This is a genomic window from Ignavibacteriota bacterium, assembly GCA_016212665.1.
Classification (GTDB): Bacteria; Bacteroidota; Ignavibacteria; order UBA10030; family SZUA-254; genus FW602-bin19.
Genome location: JACREZ010000009.1, coordinates 110357 through 127157, shown reverse-complemented (window position 1 = coordinate 127157; position 16801 = coordinate 110357). Strand labels below are relative to the sequence as shown.

The following is a 16801-nucleotide window of genomic DNA, read 5'->3' as shown; positions in this document are numbered from 1 at the left end:
TTTTTGCTGGCGTAGCTCAGCTGGTAGAGCAGCTGATTTGTAATCAGCAGGTCATCAGTTCAAATCTGATCGCCAGCTCAAAATTTGTAAATACCGGGCAGGTAGCGAAGCGGTCAAACGCAACAGACTGTAAATCTGTCGGCTCAGGCCTTCGGAGGTTCGAATCCTTCCCTGCCCACAAGGTTCGAGTTACGCGGGAGTAACTCAGTTGGTAGAGTCACAGCCTTCCAAGCTGTTGGTCGCGGGTTCGAGTCCCGTCTCCCGCTCTGAAAATTTTGCTTGCGTAGCTCAGTTGGTAGAGCATCCCCGCGGAAAGCGGGAAGGTCATCAGAGCGATATGTGAGTAAAGAGAATGAAAATGCTTGCGTAGCTCAGTTGGTAGAGCATCCCGCGGAAAGCGGGAAGGTCATCAGCGTGAGGTGTGAGTGAAGAGAATGAAAAATGCTTGCGTAGCTCAGTTGGTAGAGCACATCCTTGGTAAGGATGAGGTCATCAGTTCAATCCTGATCGCAAGCTCAGGAATGATTCGAATAAGAATTTGAAGAAGAAGTTTTAATAGGAATGAAACATGAGAGATAACATTACTTTAGAATGTACAGAGTGTAAACGTCGTAATTATACTGCGACCAAGAATAAAAAGAAACAATCTGGCAGAGTTGAATACAAAAAATTTTGTATGTGGTGTAACAAACACACGCAACACAAGGAAACAAAATAATTCAACACACGTCAGTGGCTCAATTGGTAGAGCAGCGGTCTCCAAAACCGCAGGTTGGGGGTTCGAGTCCCTCCTGACGTGCTGTATATAAACTTAAGATGCAGGTTTCAAAATGAAAGAAAAGATTATTGCTTTCGTTACCGATGTAATGAAAGAAATGAAGAAGGTGACGTGGCCCGAAAAAAATGAATTACGGGACTCAACCGTTATTGTGTTAGCAGTCTGTGGAATCATCTCCGGTTTTATTTATGCTGTGGACTGGATTGTGAATCAAGTAATTACCTCCATCCTGTAAGTTGAGAATGGAAGCGACAGATACTTCGCAAAAACGCTGGTACGTTGTTCGTGTTTATTCAGGGCATGAATATAAGGTGAAAACGTACATGGAGCGCGAGATTCCTATGTCGAAATTATCCGACCGGATTACGAGCGTCATGGTACCATCCGAGAAAATTGTTGAAGTAAAAGATAAAAAGAAAAAAAGCCGTGTTCGCACGTTTTTCCCCGGTTATATTTTAATCGAAGCAATCTTAGATAAAGAATCGAAACACTTTATTCTTGAAACTCCTTCAGTGTTAGGGTTTATTGGAAATCGGGGAGAAGGTACACGGAGTGAACCTCAGCCGTTACAGTTTGAGGAAGTAAAGCGACTCATTGGAAAAATTGAAGAACGGAAAGACGTGGAAGTGCTTTCCACTCCGTTTATGTTAGGCGACCCCGTAAAGGTTATTGATGGACCGTTCAACAACTTCAGTGGTGTTGTTCAGGAAGTTCATGAAGATAAAATGAAATTGAAAGTGATGGTGAGTATTTTCGGTCGCAAAACTCCCATCGAACTTGACTTTAGTCAGGTAGAAGCAGAGAAGTAATTTAGAAAGCGAAATCAACTATGAAGAAAATAACCGGATATATTAAACTTCAAATTCCCGCCGGAGCGGCAAATCCCGCGCCGCCTGTTGGTCCTGCTCTTGGACAGAAGGGCGTGAACATCATGGAATTTTGTAAGCAATTCAATGCACGAACACAAGGACAGCAGGGGTTAATTATTCCTGTTGTCATTACTGTTTTTTCAGATAAATCTTTCACCTTTATTACCAAAACTCCTCCTGCGGCAGTACTTCTTACAAAAGCAGCAAAGGTAGAGAAAGGTTCTGGAGAACCCAATAGAAATAAGGTCGGAAGAGTATCGAAGGCACAGGTTCGTGAAATTGCTCAAATGAAAATGCCCGATTTAAATGCAAACGATATTGATGCCGCAATGAAAATGATTGCAGGTACTGCCCGAAGTATGGGTATTACCGTTGATGAATTATAGTAAACTAAGTTTGAAGTGAGTATTATCAATGAAAAGAAGTAAACGATATAAAGCAACAGCAACGAAAGTTAATGCTACCGAATTGTTAACTGTTGAAAAGGCTGTTCAAAAAGTAAAAGAAACCGCAACTGCAAAGTTTATTGAATCGGTTGACATCGCTGTTCGACTTGGCGTTGACCCGAAGAAAGCAGACCAGGCGGTTCGCGGAACAGTTTCATTGCCCCATGGAATCGGAAAAGAAGTTCGTGTATTGGTTATTGCCAAGCCGCCAAAAGATGAAGAGGCAAAAGCCGCCGGTGCAGACCATGCTGGTTTCCAGGATTATTTGGATAAAATTAAAGCAGGATGGGCAGATGTTGATGTTATTATTGCAACGCCCGATGTTATGGGAGAACTCGGTAAGTTAGGTAAAGTGTTAGGTCCACGCGGATTGATGCCCAATCCGAAGAGCGGAACAGTCACAACCGAAATCGGAAAGACTGTGAAAGAAGTGAAGGCAGGAAAGATTGAATTCCGTGTTGACAAAGCCGGTATTCTTCACGCGACTGTCGGGAAAGCAAACTTCGAAAAAGAAAAATTAGTTGATAACATCAACGCATTTCTCGGTACGGTTGCACGCGTGAAACCGTCCTCAGCAAAAGGTCAATACATCAAGAGTATTGCATTATCAACGACAATGGGTCCGAGTGTCATGATTGACAAGGCGGCAGTTGTTCATTAAGAGTGTCTATTACGCACATACATTAATTCACGCTCGCTGTTCTCCCGAATGTTCGGGGGGAGCTTCTCAGTGGGCAATTGTTAATGAAAGGTCAAGATGAAAAAATCTGAAAAAGACCAGATCATTGCAGAAGTAGAGCAAGAGATCTCGAAGGCGCAAGGGTTATACTTTACTGATTTCTCAGGAATCACCGTAGAGCAAGTAACAGAACTGCGTCGCGAATTCCGTAAGGCTGGTTGTGGCTATCGAGTTGCCAAAAATACGTTAATCAAGAAAGCGCTCGAACGAGTTACAGGGTACGACAACGTTTATGAAAAACTTGTCGGACCAACCGGTATTGCCTTCGGGTATGAAGATCCCACGGCACCTGCAAGGGTCATTAAAAAATTCAATGAAAAGCACGGCAAACTTCAGGCGAAAGTCTGTGTTCTCGACAAGCAAGTATTTGATGGCAGTCAGTTGGACGCACTCTCGAAACTTCCGTCACGCAATGAACTCATTGCAGGAATTATCGGTGGTATCCAATCGCCTATGGCAGGACTCGCAGGAGCAATCTCTGCAGTCATGCGCGATTTGGCGAGTGTCATCGGCGAAATCGAGAAGAAGAAAGCCGCGTAATTTATTGTTATTTATTCACTATTAAAGAAGAAGGAAAATTGAAATGTCACCTATAGTTCAAGAATTAGTCGAAAAAATTGAGAAGCTTACATTACTCGAAGCATCTGAATTAAAGAAAGCGTTAGAAGATAAATTCGGAGTAACCGCCGCAGCCCCAATGATGATGGCAGGCGCGATGCCCGGCGCAGCAGCAGCAGCACCGGCAGCAGAAGAGAAGACCGAATTTACCGTTGTTCTTAAAGAAGCAGGCGCACAAAAAATCAATGTGATTAAAGTTGTACGTGCCGCTACCGGACTCGGCTTGAAAGAAGCAAAAGACCTCGTTGATGGTGCACCAAAACCGGTGAAAGAAAGCATCAATAAGGACGAAGCAGAAAAGCTCAAAAAAGAACTTGAAGAAGCCGGCGCAACAGTCGAACTGAAGTAACGAACGGTAACTCTGCTCAATAGGATACGAAAATACATATTTTCGATAAAAAAGTATAGCCGATAACCTCTCTCTGAGCAGGTTATCGGTTTGCTTTTCTTATTGAGTGAAGAATTTTGAAGAAGTAAATCATATTTTTTTTTGACTTTTTGTCAGACAACGCACAATCTCATAGCAATAATCCAAGGAGAATGAAGAGTGAAAACTCAATCAAACGTAGCGAGCCGTAGAATCTCGTTTGGAAAAATTCCGGAAGTAGTTATTACACCGGATTTGTTAAACGTCCAACTTGATTCGTGGGAACAATTCCTCCAAGCAACCGTCCCCGCAAATAAACGAAAGATTCAGGGACTTGAACAGTGTTTCAAAATGAATTTTCCTATTATGGACGCGCGGGAAAATTACATTTTGGAGTATGTCGAGTACTACGTTGAAAAACCGAAATACACCGTTATCGAATGCCAGGAACGTGGATTAACTTTCGCCGTTCCGTTGAAAGCGAAACTTCGTCTTTCAACAAAAAGCGATGACGGAAACAGTTGGGTTGAGACTGTCGAGGAAGTGGTTTATCTTGGCAATCTTCCTGCCATGACAAATCGCGGAACGTTTATTATCAACGGTGCAGAGCGCGTTGTCGTGAGTCAGTTGCATCGTTCACCCGGAGTATTTTTTGATGAAACAATCCATCCCAATGGAATGTCCATCTACACAGCCCGAATTATTCCGATGCGCGGTTCATGGGTCGAGTTTGCCACGGACATCAGCAATGTTATGTACGTGTATATTGACCGGAAAAAGAAATTCCCTGTGACAACGTTACTCCGCGCTCTTGGATATTCTTCTGATGATGAAATTTTAATGCTCTTCAATTTAATTGAAGAAGTGGATGCACAAAAAGCAGACTTAAGCGAGTATTTTAATCGCGTCGTGAGTAGCGATGTCGTTGATAAAAAGACCGGCGAAATCATTATTACGAAGGATACGATTTTCGATGACGACCTTGCAAAGCGGGCAAAAAAATCAAACATCAAAAAATTAAAATTTTTCAAGCATGAGGGAACGGGAGAAAATTCCGTCATTGCTAACACAATCCAGAAAGATACTGCGCGTACGGATGAAGAGGCGTTGAATGCAATTTATCAACAGTTGCGCTCCGGTGATGCGCCTGACCTTGACACCGCGAAGAATTTACTTGATAGATTATTCTTCAATGAAAAGCGGTATGACCTCGGCGATGTTGGTCGTTACAGGATGAATGCGAAATTACAGTTGGATATTCCTGTTACCACGACGACGTTAACTAAAGCAGATATTATTTCGATTATCAATTATTTGCTTGCTTTACAGCAAGGCAAGAAATCGGTAGATGATATTGACCATCTTGGAAATCGTCGCGTCCGAACTGTGGGAGAACAAATTTCTCAACAATTCAATATTGGTTTGGTGAGAATGTCCCGTACGATTCGTGAACGATTGAGTGTTCGTGACCAGGAAAAAATAACGCCACAGGATTTGGTGAACGCACGAACGATTACCAGCGTAATCAACGCGTTCTTTGGTACGAACCAGTTATCGCAATTCATGGACCAGACAAATCCTCTTGCGGAAATTACACACAAACGCCGTATGTCCGCCCTCGGACCTGGCGGGTTGACCCGTGAGCGCGCCGGCTTTGAAGTTCGCGACGTTCACTATACACACTACGGACGACTCTGCCCGATTGAAACTCCTGAAGGTCCGAATATCGGGTTGATTTCATCGCTCTGTATTCATGCCCGCGTGAATGAATTTGGATTTATTGAAACGCCCTATCGAAAAGTCAAAAATAAAAAAGTGACTGACGAAATCGAATTTATGACGGCGGAAAAAGAAGACCAACATTCCATTGTTCAGGCAGGAAGAATTGTTGATGAACACGGTCATTTTCTCAATGACAGACTGAGCGCGCGTTTCCAAAGCGATTATTTAATTAAAAAGCCTGAAGAGATCCAGTACATTGATGTTGCACCGAATCAAATTGTGAGTGCGGCGGCGGCGTTAATTCCGTTTCTTGAACATGATGATGCGAACCGCGCATTGATGGGCTCAAACATGCAACGGCAAGCAGTGCCGCTTATTCGTCCACAAACTCCGATTGTCGGAACAGGATTGGAAAAGAAAGTTGCATCGGATGCACGAACGATTATCTATGCAGAAAAAGATGGCGTTGTGGAATTTATTGATGCTAACCGTATTATCATGAATTACAATGTTGATGAATCAAGCGTAGAAAATATTTTATCGTTTGAAGATAAGCAACATGTCGAGTATCGTCTTATTAAATTTTTTAGAACGAATCAAGATACGACGATCAATCAAAAGGCAGTTGTTCGACCTGGACAAAAAGTAAAGAAGGGGGATGTTCTTGCCGATGGTTGTGCGACGGAAGATGGTGAACTTGCTCTCGGACGTAATGTTGTTGTTGCATTCATGCCATGGCGCGGGTACAACTTTGAAGACGCTATCATCCTCAACGAAAAAGTTGTATCGGAAGATATTTTTACTTCCATTCACATCGAAGAATTTGAATTGCAGGTTCGAGATACAAAGCGCGGTGAAGAAGAACTCACTGCGGAAATCCCGAACGTAAGCGAAGAAGCAGTAAAAGACTTAGATGAAAATGGTGTTGTCCGTGTCGGTGCTGAAGTAAAAGAAGGCGACATTCTCATTGGAAAAATCACTCCGAAGGGAGAAACCGAATCATCGCCTGAAGAGAAATTGCTCAAAGCAATCTTCGGTGAAAAAGCAGGCGATGTGAAAGATGCTTCGTTGAAAGCGCCGCCCGGGATGAAGGGCGTTGTCATCGGAACAAAACTCTTCAGCCGAAAGAAAAAAGATTCTGATACGAAAAAAGAAGAGAAGCGTCAAGTTGAACATCTTGATAGAATGTTGAAGAAAGACCTGAAAGAAGTTCATGCATTGTTTGCACGAAAACTCGGGTTGTTACTTGAAGGAGAAAAAACGAGTGGTATTCGAGATGCATCGGGTGACATAGTGTTCCGCGCAGGAGTACAATTAAAGAAAGATACGTTTGAAGCAATCGAAGAACTTGATAAACTCGACTTTGAAAGTGATTGGTTTGAAGATAAACACAAATCAAGTTTAGTTCATAAGTTGTATCATAATTACTCGAGACGTGTAACCGAACTGGGCGATTATTACAAGCATGAAAAAACGAAAATCATGCTTGGAGATGAATTACCTTCCGGCATTGTTCAAATGGCAAAAGTGTATGTCGCGAAGAAACGAAAAGTTTCAGTCGGTGACAAAATGGCTGGGCGACACGGGAACAAAGGCGTAGTTTCTAAAATTGTTCCTCAGGAAGATATGCCATTCCTCGCTGATGGAACCCCGGTTGATATCGTCCTTAATCCGTTAGGTGTACCTTCACGTATGAACTTAGGTCAGTTATTTGAAACTGCCTTAGGTATGGCAGGATTGAAGTTAAATATACGTTACGCTTCACCTATTTTTGATGGCGCTTCGATGGAAGACGTTCAAGCGGAACTTACCAAAGCGGGTCTCAGTACAACTTCACGCACTACGCTTTATGATGGAAGAACCGGCGAATCATTCGACCAACAAGTAACGGTCGGTTGCATTTATATGATGAAACTTTCTCACCTTGTTGATGATAAAATCCATGCACGCTCAATCGGACCATACTCGTTAATTACACAACAGCCTCTTGGTGGAAAAGCCCAATTTGGCGGCCAGCGGTTTGGAGAAATGGAAGTGTGGGCGCTCGAAGCGTACGGCGCGGCGAACGTTCTGCAAGAAATTTTAACTGTGAAGAGCGACGACGTCACCGGTCGTGCGAAGTTATACGAGTGTATTGTCAAAGGTGAAAATCTCCCTGAGCCGAATGTTCCTGAATCATTCAACGTACTTGTGCGTGAATTGATGGGCTTGGGATTGGATGTAAAAGTAGAATAAGTTGAATTCCCGATTAATAAAAACTATTAGCTTAAACTTGGAGAACTGATATGTCGTTTATTCAGAACGAACCGATTGTGAAAAAGAATTTTACTAAGATCAAGATTTCGCTTGCGTCATCTGACCTTATCTTGTCGCGTTCTCACGGAGAAGTTACAAAACCGGAAACGATTAACTACCGTTCATTTCGTCCTGAAAAGGATGGATTGTTCTGTGAGAAAATTTTCGGTCCGGTGCGCGATTGGGAATGTCATTGCGGAAAATATAAACGCATCCGCTACAAAGGCATCGTCTGTGACCGTTGCGGTGTCGAAGTAACGCAGAAGAACGTACGCCGTGAACGTATGGGACATATCGGACTGGCTGTGCCGATTGTTCATATCTGGTATTTCCGCTCGTTGCCATCCAAGATTGCCGCAATGCTCGGAATTACGAATAAGGATTTAGAAAAAATTATTTACTATGAATCCTATGTCGTCATTCAACCGGGAGTGAGCGGGTTACAAAAAATGAACCTGCTTTCGGAAGACCAGTATTACCAGGTGATTGATTCACTGCCGGAAAAAAATCAGGAATTAGAAAACGATGACCCGAAGAAATTCATCGCGCGTATCGGCGGCGAAGCAATTAAAGAACTATTAAGGCGAATTGACCCGGATGTGTTGAGTGTTGAGTTGAGAGAAAGTCTCAAAGAGGAGACTTCGCAACAGAAAAAAATGGAAACACTCAAACGACTTCGCGTTATCGAAGCATTTCGTAATCAGGATGAAATGCATCCGAATAAACCTGAATGGATGGTGTTGGATGTAATTCCGGTAATTCCGCCGGAATTGCGACCGCTCGTTCCGCTCGAAGGTGGACGTTTTGCTACATCCGATTTAAATGATTTGTACAGGCGAGTTATCATTCGAAATAACCGTCTCCGACGATTGATTGAAATTAAAGCGCCGGAAGTTATTCTCCGAAACGAAAAGCGCATGTTACAGGAATCTGTCGATGCGTTGTTTGATAATTCTCGTCGCATCAATGCCGTCCGTTCCGACAACAATCATACATTAAAATCCTTATCCGATATGTTGAAGGGAAAACAAGGACGGTTCCGCCAGAACTTGCTCGGAAAGAGAGTTGACTATTCCGGCCGTTCGGTTATCGTTGTCGGTCCCGAATTAAAGTTGCACGAATGCGGACTCCCGAAAGAAATGGCAGTCGAATTATTCAAGCCGTTTATCATTCGGAAATTAATCGAACGCGGACTTGTGAAGACTGTAAAGAGCGCGAAAAAACTTGTTGAAAAGAAAACACAGGATGTCTATGAAATCCTTGAAAGAATTATTGATGGACACCCGGTGATTCTTAACCGCGCCCCTACACTTCACCGTCTCGGTATACAGGCGTTTCAGCCTGTGTTGGTTGAAGGTCGCGCTATTCGTATTCACCCGATGGTCTGTACTGCATTTAATGCAGACTTCGATGGCGACCAGATGGCGGTTCACGTTCCGCTCTCATACGATGCGCAACTTGAAGCGCGTGTGTTAATGCTGTCGAGTCACAATATTCTTTCACCATCAAACGGTTCACCGATTGTCCATCCGACACAAGATCAGGTATTGGGTTGTTACTATTTGACAAAATCCAAACCGGGCGATATTGGTGAAGGAAAAACATTCTCTTCCCCAGCCGAAGTGAATATTGCATATAACAATGGTAAAGTCGGTTTACACGCGCGAATCAAAGTTCGTATCGAAGGGAAAATGGTTGAAACTACAACCGGCAGAATTATTTTTAACAGAATTGTTCCGCTTGAACTCGGATTTATTAATGAACTGTTGAATAAGAAGCGAGTGATAACACTCGTGCATGAAGTATTCAGAAAATGCGGGAATTATCGTACTGCGGCATTTCTTGATGACATCAAAGAAATTGGATTTACGTATGCGACAAAGGGTGGATTATCCGTAAGTGTATCCGATGTTGTAATTCCGAAGGAAAAGGAAGAGGTCGTCTCGAAAGCAAACGCTGATGTTAACAAAGTTGAAAATCAGTACATGCGCGGATTCATAACGAACGGAGAGCGCTATAATAAAGTAATTGATATTTGGACCAGAGCAACCAACAGGGTTGCAGAGCGTTTGTTCGATAATATTCAGCACGACAGAAATGGATTCAATGCATTGTACATGATGGTTGATTCAGGCGCTCGTGGTTCCAAAGAACAAGTGCGTCAGTTAGCAGGTATGCGCGGGTTGATGGCTAAGCCTCAGAAAAGTATGTCCGGCGCAACCGGTGAATTGATTGAAAATCCAATCATTGCAAATTTCCGTGAAGGATTATCAATTCTTGAGTACTTTATTTCAACACACGGCGCGCGTAAAGGTCTCGCCGATACAGCGCTGAAAACTGCCGATGCAGGGTATTTAACACGTCGTCTTGTGGATGTTTCACAGGATTGCATCATTGCAATGAATGATTGCGGCACTATCCGCGGTGTTATTACAAGTGCGTTGAAGGAAGGCGAAGATGTGAAGGAACCACTGGCTGAACGTATTCTTGGAAGAGTATCAGTTCACGATGTTATTGACCCGATAACGGGAAATGTCTTAGTGAAAGCCGGAGAAGAAATTGACGAAGAAAATTCTACAGCAATTTCAGAAACTTCAATTGAGTCAGTTGAAATTCGCTCGGTATTAACCTGTGAAGCTCCACGCGGCGTTTGTGCGAAATGTTATGGTAGAGATTTAACAAATGCTTCTCTTGTTGAGATGGGGACAGCCGTAGGAATTATCGCCGCTCAATCAATTGGTGAGCCCGGAACCCAGCTCACACTTCGAACATTTCATACCGGCGGTACCGCAAGTTTGATTGCGGCACAATCTCAGATTGTGTCGAAGTTTGATGGAAAAGTGAAATACGAGGGAATAAAGGCTCTCAGACAAGAGGATGGTGAGGGTAAATATATCGTCATCGGTCGAAGCGGAATCATCAATATCTTAGATTCTGATAATAGAATCCTTACAAAATATGATGTGCCATATGGTTCAACAATGATTGCAGTTGATGGCGCAAATATCAAAAAGGGAGAATTGATTTATGAATGGGACCCATACAATGCTGTAATTATTACTGAGCATGCAGGAGTCATTAAATATCAGGATTTGAAGGATAACGTTACCTACAGAGAAGAACCTGATGAACAGACCGGTCACATTCAAAAAGTCGTTATTGATACTCGTGACAGGACGTTAACGCCAACGATTGTTATCAACGCCGAAGATGGACAAAAGATTGGAAGTTATATTATTCCTACACGTTCACACATCGTTGTCAACGATGGAGAAGCAATTAAAGCAGGAACGATTATTGTTAAAATTCCCAGAGATTCAGGAAAAACGAGAGATATTACCGGTGGTCTGCCTCGGGTAACAGAATTGTTTGAGGCACGAAGTCCAGCAGATCCTGCTGTTGTATCTGAAATTGATGGAACAATAAAATTTGGAGTTCAAAAGCGTGGAGCTCGTGAAATCATTGTAACAAGTGTGGATGGAAAAGATGAACGCCATTATCTTGTTCCTATGGGAAAACACGTTCTCGTACAGGAACATGACGTTGTTCGTTCCGGTGAACGGCTCTCGGATGGTTCCATTGACCCCCATGACATTCTGAGAATCAAAGGTGTAAGTGCCGTACAGGAATATCTTGTAAACGAAATTCAAGAAGTGTATCGTATGCAAGGTGTGAAGATTAATGATAAGCACATAGAAGTTATTGTGCGGCAGATGATGCAGAAAGTGCATATTTTAGATCCGGGCGATACTCATTTTCTCGAAGATGATTATGTTGATGTCCATCAGGTTAATATTGAAAACAACCAACTTAAAGATTTGGTTGTTGTTGAAAGTAAGGGCGATTCAAAATTGAAGAATGGTCAGGCTATCAACAAGAAAAAAATCCGTGAAATTAATATGGAATTGAAGAAAAAGAGTAAGCGCGTAGTTGAAATCCGCGAAGCAGAACCAACAACAACAGAGCCGGTTCTGTTAGGTATTACCTCTGCCGCTCTTTCAACTGATAGTTTTGTTTCGGCGGCTTCGTTCCAGGAAACAACAAAAGTACTTACAGATGCAGCAATTGAAGGAAAAATTGATTTATTGTTGGGTTTGAAAGAAAATGTAATCATGGGACATTTAATCCCGGCGGGAACTGGTTTAAAGAAATTTAAAAATCTCATTGTGGTTCCTAATGCCGAAAATCCACCGATTTCAGCATCGGATTTGTTGGACCTTGGAACGGATGACGAATATAGTAGTGATCCAAAGTTAGAGCGTGTAATAATAGAATAATCAAAAATAAACCAGAAATCTCGTTTTGACAATTAGAAATATTTTCATATATTGTTCGGCTTTTTCACATAAACTGGAGACTTTTTAGTGCCAACAATCAATCAATTAATCCGCTTTCAAAGGGAAGAAGTCGCTTGGAAGAGTAAATCTCCAGCGCTTCAAAGTTCGCCTCAAAAACGCGGTGTATGTACAAGGGTGTACACAACTACTCCCAAAAAACCAAATTCAGCATTACGTAAAGTAGCGCGTGTTCGACTTACAAACGGTATTGAAGTTACCGCGTATATTCCTGGCGAGGGGCACAATCTTCAGGAACACTCAATCGTAATGATTCGTGGTGGAAGAGTTAAGGACCTTCCCGGCGTTCGTTATCACATCATTCGCGGTACGTTAGATACTGCTGGTGTGACTGACAGAAAGCAAGGAAGATCGAAATACGGTGCAAAGAAACCGAAGTAAGTTATGAGAAGAAAAAGCGCAGAAAAACGAATAGCACAACCGGACCCGAAATTTAATGACGTTCTGGTTTCAAAATTTATCAATGCAGTTTTGCAGAGCGGGAAAAAGCATCAAGCTCGAAAAATTGTGTATGATGCAATCAGTATTATTGAAGAGCGTAGTAAGACGGCTGGCTTGGATGTGTTCAAAAAAGCCATGAATAATTTAAGGCCGTTGTTAGAAATTAAGGCGCGTCGTGTTGGTGGTGCTACATACCAAATTCCAACCGAGGTGCGGCAAGATAGAAGTATTGCTCTTGCGCTTCGTTGGTTGCTTATTTATGCGCGTGCACGAAAAGATAAGTCAATGTCTTTGAAGTTGGCATCGGAAATTATGGCTGCCTCAAATAATGAAGGCAACGCTGTGAAGAAAAAAGAAGATACCCACAAGATGGCAGAGGCGAACAAAGCGTTCGCTCACTTCAAGTGGTAGTGTGTGGAATATTTTAATCAGGTTTATTGATCTTTTATGCCCAGAGCATATCCGTTAGAACGAACAAGAAATATTGGTATCATGGCTCACATTGATGCCGGAAAAACAACGACGACAGAGCGTATCCTGTTTTATACAGGAGTTTTGCATCGCATGGGAGAAGTGCATGATGGCGCAGCGACGATGGATTGGATGGAGCAAGAGAAAGAGCGTGGTATAACTATTACAAGTGCTGCTACGACATGCTTTTGGGATAATCATCGAATTAATATTATTGATACTCCGGGTCACGTGGACTTCACGGCGGAAGTTGAACGTTCGTTGAGAGTGCTTGATGGAGCGATTGCTTTATTTTGTTCTGTCGGTGGTGTAGAGCCGCAGTCAGAAACGGTTTGGCGTCAGGCAGATAAGTATGGCGTACCGCGAATTGCTTTTGTAAACAAAATGGATCGCGTTGGCGCCGATTTCTTTCATGTTATTCAAATGATGAAAGAGAGATTGGGGGCAAATGCGGTTCCCGTACATATTCCTATCGGTGAAGGAGATTTGTTTGCGGGTATTATTGACCTAATTACCATGAAGGCGTGTGTCTTTCATGAGACGAACCAGGGTACTACCTGGGATGAAATGCCGATTCCTCACGACTTGGAAAAACTTGCCGCTGAGTATCGGACAAAAATGTTGGAAGCGGTTTCGGATGAGGATGATTCTCTTTTGGAAAAGTATCTCGAAGGAAAAGAGATTTCACCGAATGAGGTCAGAGCGGTTTTGCGCCGCGCGTGTCTGAAGGTTAGTATTATACCTGTGTTATGCGGTTCTGCCTTTAAGAATAAGGGTGTTCAGAATTTGCTTGATTCGGTTATTGATTTTTTACCGTCACCTCTTGATGTTAGTAATGCTGAAATCGTTGGTCATCATGTGAATATGAAGGACCAGGTTATTCGAAAGGTTTCGGACAAAGAAAAGTTTACAGCGCTTGCATTCAAAATTATGAGTGACCCTTATGTGGGTAAGGTTACGTATTTCCGAGTTTATTCGGGTACGTTGAAGCCGGGTTCTTATATTTATAATGCTACGTCAGACAAAAAAGAAAGAATCGGACGGATTCTTCGTATGCACGCAAATCATCGTGAGGATATTGATGAAGCGTACACGGGAGATATTGTTGCTGCTGTCGGCTTAAAAAATACAAAAACCGGTGATACGTTGTGTCTTGAAGATGACGCGATAATTTTAGAAAAAATGGTTTTCCCCGAACCGGTTATAGCGATTGCCATTGAGCCCAAGACGAAAGCCGATCAGGAAAAGATGGGTGAAGCAATGGCGAAATTGGCTGATGAAGATCCGACATTTAGAATTTCGACGAACGAAGAAACGGGGCAAACAATTATTAGTGGCATGGGGGAACTTCATCTTGAGATTATTATTGATAGGATGAAGCGTGAGTTTCGTGTTGAAGCAAATGTCGGAAAACCGCAGGTTGCTTATCGTGAAACGATTCGAAAGAAAGTTCAGCAACAAGGAAAGTTTATTCGTCAGAGTGGTGGACGCGGTCAATTTGGAGATGTCTGGCTTGAAGTCGGACCTAACGAAAAAGGCAAGGGATTTGAATTTGAAAATGCTATCGTTGGTGGTGTTGTTCCGAAGGAATATATCAAGCCGGTCTCGGAAGGTATTAAAGAGGCGATGCGTAATGGCGTGTTAGCTGGTTATCCGGTTGTGGACGTCAAAGTGAAATTGTTTGACGGTTCCTATCACGAAGTTGACTCTTCGGAAATGGCATTCAAAATTGCAGCGTCAATCGGCTTCAAGGAAGCCGCGAGGAAGGCGGGTCCGGTGCTTTTAGAGCCGATCATGGATGTCGAAGTTGTTACACCGGAAGAATATTTAGGTGATGTTATGGGTGACTTGAATTCCCGTCGTGGAAAAATCGAAGGGATGTTGCCAAGAAAAGATGCTCAGGTCATCAAAGCAAAAGTTCCGCTTGCCGAAATGTTTGGTTACGCTACTCATATGCGTTCTATGACTCAAGGTCGTGCAATTTACACAATGCAGTTTGCATATTACGATGAAGCCCCCAAGAGCGTCGCGGAAGAAGTTGCTCAAAGTGTAAAAGGCGAATCGGTTTTAGCATAAGTTTTTTAGATCACTATTTTAATAACAGTCTTAATACAAGGACTACAGTATGGCAAAAGAAAAATTCAGCAGAGAGAAACCCCATGTCAACATTGGGACTATCGGTCACATTGACCACGGGAAGACAACCTTAACCGCTGCCATTACGATGGCGTTAAGTAAGCGTGGTCTTTCCCAGGTGCGTACATTCGATAGTATTGATAACGCACCGGAAGAGCGCGAACGTGGAATCACGATCAACGTTGCTCACGTCGAGTATCAAACAGATAAGCGACACTATGCACACGTTGACTGTCCCGGTCACGCTGACTACATTAAAAACATGATCACGGGCGCGGCGCAAATGGACGGAGCAATTCTCGTCGTTGCGGCGAATGACGGCCCTATGCCTCAAACGCGTGAACACGTTTTACTTGCTCGTCAGGTAAACGTACCTCGTATGGTTGTGTTCATGAACAAAGTGGACATGGTTGATGACCCGGAACTGTTAGATTTAGTCGAAATGGAACTTCGCGATTTATTAAAGAAGTACGAATTTCCAGGTGATGAAATTCCTATCATCCGCGGAAGCGGTTTGAAAGCACTTGAAAAAGCAAGTGACCCTGCTTCGAAAGCGGATGACCCTGCATTCAAATGTATCTATGAATTGATGGATGCGGTTGATAACTACATTCTTCTCCCGAAGCGTGAAGTTGATAAACCATTCTTAATGCCGGTTGAAGACGTGTTCTCGATTACCGGTCGTGGAACAGTAGGTACCGGTCGTTGCGAACGCGGTCGTGCAAAGGTCGGAGACGAAGTTGAAGTGATTGGTCTTGGCTTGCACAAGAAAACTGTTATTACCGGAGCTGAAATGTTTCGTAAGGAACTTGACGAAATTTTAGCCGGTGACAATGCAGGATTGTTATTACGCGGTATTGATAAAGCAGAATTGGAACGCGGTCAGGTTATTGCAAAGCCGGGTTCGATTACACCGCACAAGAAATTCAATGCCCAGGTGTACATCCTGAAAAAAGAAGAAGGCGGACGACACACACCGTTCTTCAATGGATACCGTCCACAGTTTTATTTTAGAACGACTGACGTTACTGGAGTTGCGACATTGCCCGGCGGCATGGAAATGATTATGCCAGGCGATAACGTTGACAACATGTATGTCGAGTTAATTTCTGAAATTGCTATGGAAGAAGGATTGCGCTTCGCTATTCGTGAAGGCGGTCGTACGGTTGGTGCCGGTGTTGTTACGAAGATTATTGAATAAGAAACTGATAGTTAATTAAAGGACACTCAGGTGGCTGGACAAAAAATACGCATAAAACTCAAGTCGTACGATCATAGTTTGATTGACAAATCTGCGGAAAAAATTATTAAGACAGTGAAATCGACCGGAGCAATAGTCTCCGGTCCGATTCCTCTGCCAACCCGTCGGTCGGTCTATACTGTTCTTCGTTCGCCGCATGTTGATAAAAAATCACGCGAACAATTTGAGATGCGTGCTCACAAGCGATTGATTGATATTTTGAATTCTTCAAATAAAACAATTGATTCGCTCATGAAGCTCGAGCTTCCTGCTGGTGTTGATGTTGAGATTAAGGTTTAATCGAGAACGCTACGAACAGGATAA

The 16801-nt window shown here is 43.0% G+C and carries 14 protein-coding genes and 5 tRNA genes; all 19 read left to right on the top strand.

Features of this window, described 5'->3' with window-relative positions; translation table 11 throughout:
• Positions 1–5: 5 nt before the first annotated feature.
• The 19 genes from HY960_03590 to rpsJ all read left to right on the top strand — a co-directional run bounded on the left by HY960_03590 (position 6) and on the right by rpsJ (position 16777).
• Positions 6–78, top strand: a tRNA-Thr gene (locus HY960_03590).
• Positions 79–95: 17 nt separating this feature from the next.
• Positions 96–178, top strand: a tRNA-Tyr gene (locus HY960_03585).
• Between the two features lie 15 nt (positions 179–193).
• Positions 194–266 (top strand) — tRNA-Gly (locus HY960_03580).
• Positions 267–443: 177 nt separating this feature from the next.
• A tRNA-Thr gene (locus tag HY960_03575) sits at positions 444–516 on the top strand.
• 52 nt (positions 517–568) lie between these two features.
• Positions 569–718, top strand: coding sequence for a 50S ribosomal protein L33 (gene rpmG, locus HY960_03570; protein ID MBI5214811.1), 150 nt, complete (start codon positions 569–571; stop codon positions 716–718).
• Between the two features lie 8 nt (positions 719–726).
• Positions 727–799 (top strand) — tRNA-Trp (locus tag HY960_03565).
• 31 nt (positions 800–830) lie between these two features.
• Positions 831–1013 (top strand): preprotein translocase subunit SecE, encoded by a 183-nt coding sequence (secE, locus tag HY960_03560; protein MBI5214810.1) that lies wholly within the window; start codon positions 831–833, stop codon positions 1011–1013.
• A gap of 7 nt (positions 1014–1020) precedes the next feature.
• Complete coding sequence (gene nusG / locus HY960_03555; GenBank protein MBI5214809.1) at positions 1021–1587, top strand: transcription termination/antitermination factor NusG; 567 nt, start codon at positions 1021–1023, stop codon at positions 1585–1587.
• Positions 1588–1607: 20 nt separating this feature from the next.
• Positions 1608–2033, top strand: coding sequence for a 50S ribosomal protein L11 (rplK, locus tag HY960_03550; protein ID MBI5214808.1), 426 nt, complete (start codon positions 1608–1610; stop codon positions 2031–2033).
• A 28-nt stretch (positions 2034–2061) separates the two neighbouring features.
• Positions 2062–2754: a 50S ribosomal protein L1 gene (locus HY960_03545; protein MBI5214807.1), complete on the top strand. Its 693-nt coding sequence runs from the start codon at positions 2062–2064 to the stop codon at positions 2752–2754.
• Between the two features lie 96 nt (positions 2755–2850).
• Complete coding sequence (locus HY960_03540) at positions 2851–3372, top strand: 50S ribosomal protein L10 (protein ID MBI5214806.1); 522 nt, start codon at positions 2851–2853, stop codon at positions 3370–3372.
• A 43-nt stretch (positions 3373–3415) separates the two neighbouring features.
• Positions 3416–3799 carry a 50S ribosomal protein L7/L12 gene (gene rplL, locus HY960_03535; GenBank protein MBI5214805.1) on the top strand — a complete coding sequence of 128 codons (384 nt, stop codon included), beginning with the start codon at positions 3416–3418 and terminating at the stop codon, positions 3797–3799.
• 198 nt (positions 3800–3997) lie between these two features.
• Positions 3998–7774: a DNA-directed RNA polymerase subunit beta gene (gene rpoB / locus HY960_03530; protein ID MBI5214804.1), complete on the top strand. Its 3777-nt coding sequence runs from the start codon at positions 3998–4000 to the stop codon at positions 7772–7774.
• A gap of 50 nt (positions 7775–7824) precedes the next feature.
• On the top strand, positions 7825–12111 hold the full coding sequence (gene rpoC, locus HY960_03525) for a DNA-directed RNA polymerase subunit beta' (protein MBI5214803.1): 4287 nt from the start codon (positions 7825–7827) through the stop codon (positions 12109–12111).
• An 87-nt stretch (positions 12112–12198) separates the two neighbouring features.
• On the top strand, positions 12199–12570 hold the full coding sequence (locus HY960_03520; protein ID MBI5214802.1) for a 30S ribosomal protein S12: 372 nt from the start codon (positions 12199–12201) through the stop codon (positions 12568–12570).
• Positions 12571–12573: 3 nt separating this feature from the next.
• A complete protein-coding gene (gene rpsG, locus HY960_03515; GenBank protein MBI5214801.1) occupies positions 12574–13041 on the top strand; it encodes a 30S ribosomal protein S7 in 468 nt (155 codons plus the stop codon).
• 36 nt (positions 13042–13077) lie between these two features.
• The gene (gene fusA / locus HY960_03510; GenBank protein MBI5214800.1) at positions 13078–15177 is read left to right on the top strand and encodes an elongation factor G; all 2100 of its coding nucleotides are present in this window, start codon (positions 13078–13080) and stop codon (positions 15175–15177) included.
• 49 nt (positions 15178–15226) lie between these two features.
• Complete coding sequence (gene tuf, locus HY960_03505; GenBank protein ID MBI5214799.1) at positions 15227–16438, top strand: elongation factor Tu; 1212 nt, start codon at positions 15227–15229, stop codon at positions 16436–16438.
• 30 nt (positions 16439–16468) lie between these two features.
• Positions 16469–16777 (top strand): 30S ribosomal protein S10, encoded by a 309-nt coding sequence (rpsJ, locus tag HY960_03500; protein ID MBI5214798.1) that lies wholly within the window; start codon positions 16469–16471, stop codon positions 16775–16777.
• The last annotated feature ends 24 nt before the right edge of the window (positions 16778–16801 follow it).